Here is a 10000-nt window from a genome sequence, read left to right as displayed (position 1 = left end):
ACGGGCTCGGGCGCGTTGAAGTTGTTGGCCTGTGCCGCGGAGGTGCCGGTGAAGTCGACGGTGGCCGTCCCGGTATCGCGATCCACGGTGATCCTGACCTTGATCACCTGTCCGGTATCGGTGGCGTATTCGTATTCTCCGTCCGAGAGCCGCCCGATCACGCGGGCGACCTCGGCGGCGGCGTTGTCCTGCACATGCGCCATGTAGGCCTGCACCACCGCGAGCCCGAATTGCCCGATCATCGCGCGCAGCTCGGCCGCGCCGCGGGCATTGGCCGCCACCTGGGCCTTCAGGTCGGCGATGTTCTGGCCCGGATCGCGGGCGGGGTAGGCATGATCGGTCAGGAGATCCCGGATCTCTGCCTCGCGGAAGCGCCCGGCCTCGACCAGCTTGAAATTGTCGATCAGCACGCCTTCCTCGTCCACAGTGGTGGCGAGCGGCGTCATCGAGCCGGGCGCCACGCCGCCCACATCCGCGTGGTGACCGCGCGAGGCGACCCAGAAGAGGATATCGTCCCCCGCATCGTCGAAGACCGGGGTGACCACGGTGATGTCCGGCAGGTGGGTGCCGCCGTTATAGGGCGCGTTGAGCGCGAAGACGTCGCCGGGGCGCACCTTGCCCGCGTTCAGCCGGATCACCGTCTCGACCGAGCGATCCATCGACCCGAGATGCACCGGCATGTGCGGGGCGTTGGCCACCAGCGCGCCCTCGGCGTCGAAGACCGCGCAAGAGAAGTCGAGCCGCTCCTTGATATTGACCGATCGCGCGGTCTTCTGCAGCGCCACGCCCATCTGCTCGGCGATGTTCATGAAGAGATTGTTGAACACTTCCAGCAGCACCGGGTCGGCCTCCGTGCCGACGGCGTCCGCGCGCTGCGCGGCCTCGACGCGGGTCATCAGCACGTGATCCCGGGCGGTGACCTCGGCCCGCCAGCCCGGCTCGACCACGATGGTCTGATTGGGCTCGATGATCAGCGCCGGGCCCGTGACGTGGCGGCCGGGCACCAGTGCCGCGCGGCGCACGACCTGGGCCTGGTGGGTCTCTCCGCCGGAGAAGATCGGCACCTCGGCATCCGCCTCGGCCGCGCCGTCCGCGAGATCGGCGCGCGTCTCCGGGTCGGCGGCGGCCTCCGCGGCCTGCCCCTCGATTTCGGCGGCCTCGACGACCAGCTTGGCGTCCGGGTCGGTGAAGCCGAACTCGGCCTCGTGGGCCGCTTCGAAGGCCGCGCGCGCGGCAGCCACATCCCCCGTCCAGGCGACGGGCAGCGCGGTGTCGGTCCCGGCATAGCGCAGATGCAGCCGTGGAATCAGCGTCACGGCGTCCCCCGGCACGCCCTGCGCCGCCAATTCGGCGCGCACGTCGCCGGACAGGCCGTCGAGCGCCGCCTCGACCTCGGGCGCGCCGTCCGCGCCGAGTTCCGTCTCGAGCCCGCTCTGGCGCGCCTCTGTCACCCGGGCGAGCCCGATACCGTAGGCCGACAGCAGCCCCGACAGCGGGTGAACCAGCACCTTGGTCATGCCGAGCGCATCGGCCACGAGGCACGCATGTTGCCCGCCCGCGCCGCCGAAGGCGTTGAGCAGGTAGCGTGTCACGTCGTAGCCGCGCTGGACGCTGATCTTCTTGATGGCGTTGGCCATGTTCTCGACGGCGATACGCAGGAAGCCCTCGGCGACCTGCTCGGGGGTCTTGCCTTCGGCCTCGGCGATCACGCCGAACTCCGCGGCCACGGCATCCCGATCGAGGGGCTGGTCCTGGTCCGGGCCGAAGATCGCCGGGAAATAATCCGGGTTGAGCTTGCCGAGCATCACGTTGGCGTCGGTCACCGTCAGCGGGCCGCCGCGGCGGTAACAGGCCGGGCCGGGATCGGCCCCGGCGCTGTCCGGCCCCACGCGGAAGCGCCCCGGATCGGCATGCAGGATCGAGCCGCCGCCGGCGGCGACGGTGTGCACGCGGAGCATGGGCGCACGCATGCGCACGCCCGCGACCTGGGTCTCGAAGGCGCGTTCGAAACTGCCGTCGAAATGGGCCACATCGGTGGAGGTGCCGCCCATGTCGAAGCCGATCACGCGATCCTCGCCGGCGATCTGGCCGGTCCGGGCCATGCCCACCACGCCGCCCGCCGGCCCCGACAGGATCGCGTCGCGCCCCTTGAAGCGGTCGGCCGCCGTCAGCCCGCCCGACGACATCATGAACTGCAGCGTCGGCCCCGGCCGGTCGGGGGGCGTGGCCCCCAGCGCATCCGCGACCGTCTCGACGTAACGCGACAGGATCGGGGTCAGGTAGGCGTCGACCACCGTGGTATCGCCACGCCCGACCAGCTTGATCAGCGGCGAGACATCGTGGCTGACCGAGACCTGCCCGAAGCCGGCCGCGCGCGCGGCCTCCGCCAGGTGTTGCTCGTGTTCGGGCGCGGTCCAGGCGTGCATCAGCACGATCGCGACCGCGTCGATCCCGTCGGCCTTCGCGCGGTCCAGCTCGGCCCGGGCCGCGTCGAGATCGAGCGCGCGTTCCACCGTGCCGTCGACCCGCAGCCTTTCGTCCACCTCGACGACCCGGTCATAAAGCATCTCGGGCAGAACGATTTCCTTGGCGAAGATGTCGGGACGATCCTGGTAGCCGATTCGCAACGCGTCCCGGAATCCCCGGGTGATCAGCAGCAATGTGCGGTCGCCCTTGCGCTCCAGCAGTGCATTGGTGGCCACCGTGGTCCCCATCCGCACCGTGCCGATCCGTTCGGGCGGGATCGCGCCGGGCGGAACGTCGAGGAAACGGCGGATGCCCTCGATGGCCGCGTCGTCATAGGCGCCGGGGTTCTCGGACAACAGCTTCAGTGCCGACAGGCCGCCGGCAGGATCGCGCCCGATCACGTCGGTGAACGTCCCGCCCCGGTCGACCCAGAAATCCCAGCGTCCCGTCGTGCCGTCGCCCATGTTCCACCCCTTCCACAGCATTCGCCGACAAATCGTTGACAAATTGTCAGCGTCTGGTCAAGCTTTCCGCAACCGGGCCAAGGGCGGCGGGTCCGGGACCGTCAAGACGCCGCCCGACAGACGACAGGGAACAAAGCAATGACCATCAGCCTATTCCGCAGCCTGCCCGGCGCCCTCGCGGCCGCCGCGCTTGCGCTGCCCGCCGCCGCCGCGAACTGGGACATGCCCACGCCCTATGGCGACAGCGTGTTCCACACCCAGAACATCCAGCAATTCGCCGAGGACGTGGCCGCCGCGACCGATGGCGGGCTGGAGATCACCGTGCACTCGGCCGGGTCGCTCTACGCGCATCCCGAGATCAAGGATTCCGTGCGCCGCGGCCTGGCGCCCATCGGCGAGGTGCTGATGTCCCGCCTGGCGAACGAGGATCCGGTCTTCGCGGTCGACTCGATTCCCTTCCTGGCCTCCAGCTACGAGGAGGGCCGCGCCCTGTGGGAGGCTTCGCGACCGCTGGTCGAGGAAAAGCTTGCCGCCCAGGGCCTGACGCTGCTCTTCGCGGTGCCGTGGCCGGGCCAGAGCATCTACACGCAGGATCCGATCGACTCGACCGAGGATCTGGAGGGCGCGTCGTTCCGTGCCTATAACGCCGCGACCGAGCGCCTGGCGCAGTTGATGGGGGCGGTTCCGACCCAGATCGAGACCGGCGACATTCCGACCGCCTTCGCCACCGGGCGGGTCGCCGCGATGATCACCTCGCCCTCGACCGGCGTCTCGTCGCAGGCCTGGGACTTCACCTCCCATTACACCGACACGCAGGCCTGGCTGCCCAAGAACATGGTCATCGTGAACACCGGCATGTTCGAGAGCCTGCCCGAGGCCCAGCAAGAGGCGATCCTGTCGGCCGCGGCCGAGGCGGAAACCCGCGGCTGGGACATGTCGGCCAAGGAAACCGCCGAGAAGATGGCGACGCTGGAAGAGAACGGCATGACCATCTCGGATCCGTCCGAAACGCTGTCGGGCCAGCTGGCCGAGATCGGCGAGACCATGACGCAGGAATGGCTCGAGGAGGCCGGCGCCGAGGGCCAGCAGGTCATCGAGGCCTACCAGTCCAGCATGTGACCGACCCGGCGGGGCCTGCGGGCCCCGCCCCGTCCCGCCCCTGACGCCGGAGGTCCGCCATGCGCCGGATGCTCGACCGACTCTATGACGCCGGGCTTTGGCTGGCCGCCGTCACCTTCGCCCTGATCGCCGTCCTGGTCCTGCTGCAGATCCTGGGCCGGCTGACCGACCGCGCGGCGCGGCTGGTGGAGCTGCCGCCGCCCGGGCTGACCATCCCCTCGCTCGCCGAGTTCGGCGCCTTCCTCTTCACCGGCGCGGTGTTCCTCGGACTGGCGGGGACATTGCAGGCGGGCAGTCACGTGCGGGTGAAACTCCTGATCCAGAACCTGCCCGAAACGGCCGCGCGATGGCTCGGGGTCGTGGTCGCCGCCGCCGCCGCGGCGCTCGCGGGGTTCGCCACCTGGTCCAGCGGCCTTCAGGCGATGGACAGCCTGAAGTTCGGCTCGGTGAGTTACGGGGTCATCCCGATCCCGCTGGCCATTCCGCAAGGGGTGATGACGGCGGGGCTCGCGCTCTTCTGCATTGCCCTCATCGACACCATGGTCACGCTCGCACGCGGCGGGCAGCCCGGCCACCAGGCCGCCGAAACCCGCACCGAGGAGCAGGACTGATGGAGATCGCAACGCTTGCGCCCCTTCTGATCGTGGTGCTGTTCGGCGCGCTTGCCGCCGGGCTCTGGGTCGGCTTCGCGCTGATCGCCGTCGGGCTGGTGGCCATGCTCGCCGCCGCGCCCGCGCCCGCCTCGCTCGTCTTCGCGACCAAGGTCTGGGGCGGCCTCAGCGTCTGGGACCTGACGGCGCTACCCATGTTCATCTGGATGGGCGAGATCCTCGTCCGGTCGCGCCTCTCCTCGGACATGTTCTCGGGGCTGGCGCCTTTCACCGCGCGGCTGCCCGGTCGTCTGCTGCACGTCAACGTGCTGGGCTGCGCGCTCTTCGCCGCCGTGTCGGGATCGTCCGCCGCCACCACGGCCACGATCGGGCGCATGTCGCTGCCGGAACTCAAGGCGCGCGGCTATGACGACCGCATGGCGATCGGGACGCTGGCGGGGTCGGGCACCTTCGGCTTCCTGATCCCTCCCTCGATCATCCTGATCGTCTACGGCGCGGCGACGGAACAATCCATCGCGCGTCTGTTCCTGGCGGGCGTCCTGCCGGGCCTGATGCTGGCCGGGCTCTTCGCGGGCTACATCATGCTCTGGTCGACGCTGAACCGCAGCCTCATGCCGGCGGCCGAACCGCCGGTCGACCGGCGCGAGGCGCTTGGCGCGGCCGCGCGGCTCTTGCCGGTGGTGGGGCTGATCGTGGCGGTGATCGGGTCGATCTATCTCGGCATCGCCAGCCCGACCGAGGCGGCCGTGATCGGCGTGACCGGCGCCCTGATCCTGGCGGCCGCGACGGGCGCGCTGTCCTGGGCCGGGCTGTTCGATTCGCTGCGCGCGGCGACCATCACCACCTGCATGATCGCCTTTATCCTGGCCGGCGCATCCTTCCTGACGGTCGCCATGGGCTATACCGGTATCCCGCGCGAGCTCGCCCGCGCGATCGGCGAGATGGGTCTCTCGCCCTACGCGCTGCTGGCAATGCTGACGGTGTTCTTCATCGTCATGGGCATGTTTCTCGACGGGATCTCCATCGTGGTGCTGACCGTGTCGATCATCCTGCCGATGGTGGTGGCCGCCGGCATCGACCCGATCTGGTTCGGCATCTTCCTGGTCCTCGTCGTGGAGATGAGCCAGATCACGCCACCGGTGGGCTTCAACCTTTTCGTGATCCAGACGATCACGGGGCGCGACATCTTCGCCGTCGCGCGCTACGCCGCGCCCTTCTTCTTGCTGCTTGTCCTGGCGGTGGCGATCCTGTCGCTCTTCCCCGAGATCGCGCTCTGGCTGCCCGGGACGATGCTGTCGCGATGACGGATGCACGGCGCCCCCGCCGCGTCGGGCCGGTCGTGAGCTCGGCGCATCTGGCCGCCTCGGGCCTGCCCGAGCTGTCGGAGGTCGAATACGCGCTCACCATGGCCAACCACGCCTTTCAGCGCTGGATCACCCGCTGCATGGACGCCGCCGGCGCGCCGGGCATGGCGCCGCTGGAGGTGCTGATCCTGCACCTGGTGAATCACCGGGACCGCGCCAAGACACTCGCCGATATCCGGCTGGTGCTGCATATCGAGGACGCGCACCTGGTCAGTTACGCGGTGCGCAAGCTGGCCGAGCGCAAGCTCGTCACCACCGCGCGCAAGGGAAAGGAAAAGACCGTCGAGATCACGGGCAAAGGCGCCGCGCTCTGCACCCGCTACGCCGAGGTGCGCGAGGCGCTGCTGGTCGAGCTTGCGCGCGAAACCGGTTTCTCCCCCGAGGAGATGTCCCGCCTGGCCGCGCTGCTCCGGGCGATCTCGGGCAGTTACGACCACGCCGCGCGGGCGGCGACGACGCTGTGAGCCTGCTCGCGCGCATGGCGGCACAGGGACGGTGGCTGCTGATCGGGGGGCTTGCCGCCGGTATCCTGCTGCCGGACCTGGCCGCGTGGATGGCCCCGGCAATCGTGCCGTTTCTCGCCGTCATGCTCTGTATCGCGGCCCTGCGCGAGGGGCCGCGCGCGGCGCTGCCCGGCCGGGCGGACGCACCGCGCGCGCTTGCCGTGGCACTTGTGCTGCAATGCGCCCTTCCGCTTTCGGTCGGCGCGGCTCTCTGGGCGGCGGGGCTTCTGTCCGCGCCGCTCGCGACGGGGGCCGTGCTCGCGCTCGCGGCCGCGCCGATCACCGGCACGCCGGGTCTTGCGGTAATGTCCGGGGCCGATGCCGGCGCGGCGCTCCGCCAGCTGACACTCGGCACGGCGCTCTTGCCGCTCACCGCCGCGCCGGTCTTCGCGCTGCTCCCGGTCTTCCCCGATCCCTGGGCCGTTGCCGCGGGCGCGTTGCGCCTGCTCGCCATCGTCGCCCTGGCGGCCGGCATCGCCGTGGCGCTGCGCGCGCGCTTCCCGGCGCTCAGGCGCCCCGAGGCCCGCCCGTCCCTGGACGGCATCATGGCCCTCGCCATGGCGATCGTCGTGATCGGCCTGATGTCCGCGGTCGGACCCGCGGCCACGGAGGCGCCGGGCCGCCTGCTGCTGGCCTTCGCCGTGGCGGCCGGGCTCTACCTCGTGCAGACGCTCGGCGCCTGGCATGCGGCCCGCGCCGCGATCCCGCGGCCCGAGGCGCTCGCGGTCACCATCGCCGCGGGCAACCGGAACCTCGCGCTGTTCCTGGCCGCGGTCCCGGCCGAGACGGCCGCGCCCCTCATGGTGTTCGTCGGCTGCTACCAGATCCCGATGTACCTGACGCCGCTCCTGCTGCCGAAACTCACGTCGCGCTCCAGTGCCCGCGGCCGGGGTGCCTAGGCCCAGGGACCGGCGGCGGAACCTTGCGCGGCACGCGCCATCTCGTGCAGGGCCGCGACCCTGCCCTCGGTGCGCGGATGGGTCGAGAACAGCGTGTCGTAGCGATGCGCGTGGAGCGGGTTGATGATGAACATGTGCGCCGAACCCGGATTGCGTTCGGCGCTGTTGTTGTCGATCCGAAGCGCAAGCCCCTGTATCCGCTGCAGCGCCGCGGCGAGCCAGAGCGGATTGCCGCAGATCTCCGCACCCACCCGGTCGGCCTCGTATTCCCGTGCGCGGCTGATCGCCATCTGCACGAGACCGGCGGCGAGGGGCGCCAGGATCATCATGGCGATGACGCCGACAAGCCCCAGCGGACTGTCGCGCCGCCCGCCGAAGAACAGCGCGAAATTCGCCAACATGCTGATCGCGCCCGCGAAACTTGCGGTGATCGTCATCACGAGCGTGTCGCGATTGCGGATATGGGCAAGCTCATGCGCCACGACGGCCGCGATCTCCTCGCGGTCGAGATGGCGCAGCAGGCCCGAGGTGACGGCCACCGCCGCACGGTCGGGGCTGCGCCCGGTGGCAAAGGCGTTCGGCTGGTCGCTATCGATCAGGTAGACCGCCGGCGCCGGCATGCCGGCATCCGCGGCCAGATCCGCCACCAGGCGGCGCAAGGCCTCGGCCCCGCCCCCTTCGGCCCGGCGCGCGCCGTGCATGCGCAGGACCATCCGGTCGGAATTCCACCAGGTCACGAGGTTCATCGCGGCAGCCACGACCAGCGCGATCACGGCGCCCGCCCCGCCGCCGAGCATCCATCCCACGCCCATGAAAAGCGCGGTCATGGCCGCCATCAGAACGGCCGTACGCATATATCCCGCCATCGCGTTTCCCTCCGCAGTGACAGCACGGAATATGGGGGGCGGCACGGGCGCAAACAAGCGCGTTGCCCGCGACGAGGTGGTCGTCACCTGGGACGGGGATATAGGCGCGCACCTTTTGGATATCCGCGGGGATCTTGTTGAGATGCTCAAACGAGCGAAGCCCGCCGAGGGGGCGGGCTTCGATGCAAATGCGTGTTCGCTCGAGTTGGTTGCGGGGAGAGGATTTGAACCTCTGACCTTCAGGTTATGAGCCTGACGAGCTACCGGACTGCTCCACCCCGCGCCATTTGTTTTGGTTTTGGCATCGTTTAGAGAGAATTTCTGTTCCTTTCTAGGTTTGGCGGTGACCTACTCTCCCACGTCTTGAGACGCAGTACCATCGGCGCTACGGCACTTAACGACCGAGTTCGGGATGGGATCGGGTGTTTTGCTCGCGCTATGACCACCAAACCGAGGAAGGAACAGGGACGAGACGCTTTCCATGTCTTTTGTTTGCTTTTGAGTTTTTGAAGCAAGCCTTGCTTCTACTGGATCAAATCAAGCCTATCGGGCCATTAGTACCGGTCAACTGAACGCATTGCTGCGCTTACATCTCCGGCCTATCGACGTGGTGGTCTTCCACGGCCCTCAAGGGAGACCTTGTTTCGAGGGGGGCTTCCCGCTTAGATGCCTTCAGCGGTTATCCTTTCCGATCATAGCTACCCTGCACTGCGGCTGGCGCCACAACAGGTCCACCAGTGGATCGTCCACCCCGGTCCTCTCGTACTAGGGGCAGCTCCTCTCAAGTCTCCTACACCCACGGCAGATAGGGACCGAACTGTCTCACGACGTTCTAAACCCAGCTCACGTACCTCTTTAAACGGCGAACAGCCGTACCCTTGGGACCTGCTCCAGCCCCAGGATGAGATGAGCCGACATCGAGGTGCCAAACACTGCCGTCGATATGGACTCTTGGGCAGTATCAGCCTGTTATCCCCGGCGTACCTTTTATCCGTTGAGCGATGGCCCTTCCACGCGGGACCACCGGATCACTATGGCCGTCTTTCGACTCTGCTCGACTTGTCAGTCTCGCAGTCAGGCTGGCTTCTGCCATTGCACTCAACGAGCGATTTCCGACCGCTCTGAGCCAACCTTCGCGCGCCTCCGTTACTCTTTGGGAGGCGACCGCCCCAGTCAAACTACCCGCCACACAGGGTCCCGGATCCGGGTTCACGGACCGCGGTTAGACATCAAGCGAACGAAGAGTGGTATCTCAAGGATGGCTCCGCAGGAGCTGGCGCCCCTGTTTCAAAGCCTACCACCTATCCTGCACATCGTTGGCCTGATGCCAGTGTGAAGCTGTAGTAAAGGTGCACGGGGTCTTTCCGTCTAACCGCGGGAAGCCTGCATCTTGACAGGCAATTCAATTTCGCTGAGTCGACGTTGGAGACAGCGGGGAAGTCGTTACGCCATTCGTGCAGGTCGGAACTTACCCGACAAGGAATTTCGCTACCTTAGGACCGTTATAGTTACGGCCGCCGTTTACCGGGGCTTCAATTCGGAGCTTGCACCCCTCCTTTTAACCTTCCGGCACCGGGCAGGCGTCAGACCCTATACGTCGTCTTGCGACTTCGCAGAGCCCTGTGTTTTTAGTAAACAGTCGCCACCCCCTGGTTTGTGCCCCCGGACACTGGTTGCCCAGCACCCGGGCCTCCTTCTCGCGAACTTA

At 68.2% G+C, this 10000-nt stretch carries 7 protein-coding genes, 1 tRNA gene and 2 rRNA genes (2 of these 10 running past the window's edge); 5 read left to right on the top strand and 5 right to left on the bottom strand.

Annotated elements, in window-relative coordinates; all coding sequences use genetic code 11:
- Positions 1-2951, bottom strand: the 5' portion of a protein-coding gene (locus ACQ5SP_RS08180; protein ID WP_430937870.1) for a hydantoinase B/oxoprolinase family protein. It extends 697 nt beyond the left edge of the window; the window shows 2951 of its 3648 coding nt (coding positions 1-2951); it begins with the start codon at positions 2949-2951; its stop codon lies off the left edge, out of view.
- 117 nt (positions 2952-3068) lie between these two features.
- Here ACQ5SP_RS08180 and ACQ5SP_RS08175 point away from each other — a divergent pair, with 117 nt between their 5' ends.
- From ACQ5SP_RS08175 to ACQ5SP_RS08155, 5 genes are read left to right on the top strand one after another with little or no spacing between them, the layout of a single operon-like run.
- A complete protein-coding gene (locus ACQ5SP_RS08175) occupies positions 3069-4049 on the top strand; it encodes a TRAP transporter substrate-binding protein (protein ID WP_430937869.1) in 981 nt (326 codons plus the stop codon).
- Between the two features lie 59 nt (positions 4050-4108).
- Positions 4109-4660, top strand: coding sequence for a TRAP transporter small permease (locus ACQ5SP_RS08170; protein ID WP_430937868.1), 552 nt, complete (start codon positions 4109-4111; stop codon positions 4658-4660).
- Entirely contained in the window at positions 4660-5964 is a 1305-nt protein-coding gene (locus tag ACQ5SP_RS08165; RefSeq protein ID WP_430937867.1) for a TRAP transporter large permease, read from the top strand. Before ACQ5SP_RS08170 ends, ACQ5SP_RS08165 begins: the two co-directional genes overlap by 1 nt.
- The gene (locus ACQ5SP_RS08160) at positions 5961-6488 is read left to right on the top strand and encodes a winged helix DNA-binding protein (RefSeq protein WP_430937866.1); all 528 of its coding nucleotides are present in this window, start codon (positions 5961-5963) and stop codon (positions 6486-6488) included. The genes ACQ5SP_RS08165 and ACQ5SP_RS08160 overlap by 4 nt, the downstream gene beginning before the upstream one ends.
- Positions 6485-7426: a hypothetical protein gene (locus ACQ5SP_RS08155; RefSeq protein ID WP_430937865.1), complete on the top strand. Its 942-nt coding sequence runs from the start codon at positions 6485-6487 to the stop codon at positions 7424-7426. Before ACQ5SP_RS08160 ends, ACQ5SP_RS08155 begins: the two co-directional genes overlap by 4 nt.
- Here the strand turns inward: ACQ5SP_RS08155 and htpX are convergent.
- From htpX to ACQ5SP_RS08135, 4 genes are all read right to left on the bottom strand, one after another.
- Positions 7423-8292, bottom strand: a complete 870-nt coding sequence (gene htpX / locus ACQ5SP_RS08150) for a zinc metalloprotease HtpX (protein WP_430937864.1) — start codon at positions 8290-8292, stop codon at positions 7423-7425. The genes ACQ5SP_RS08155 and htpX overlap by 4 nt on opposite strands.
- A 206-nt stretch (positions 8293-8498) precedes the next feature.
- A tRNA-Met gene (locus ACQ5SP_RS08145) sits at positions 8499-8575 on the bottom strand.
- A 52-nt stretch (positions 8576-8627) separates the two neighbouring features.
- Positions 8628-8742 (bottom strand): 5S ribosomal RNA (rrf, locus tag ACQ5SP_RS08140).
- Between the two features lie 83 nt (positions 8743-8825).
- Positions 8826-10000: ribosomal RNA gene (locus ACQ5SP_RS08135) — 23S ribosomal RNA — on the bottom strand (it continues 1770 nt past the right edge of the window).

It is taken from the genome of Rhodovulum sp. YNF3179 (assembly GCF_050586465.1).
GTDB lineage: Bacteria > Pseudomonadota > Alphaproteobacteria > Rhodobacterales > Rhodobacteraceae > CAJXYS01.
Note: the sequence above shows the minus strand (reverse complement) of the source record. Positions and strands in the feature narration are given on the sequence as shown.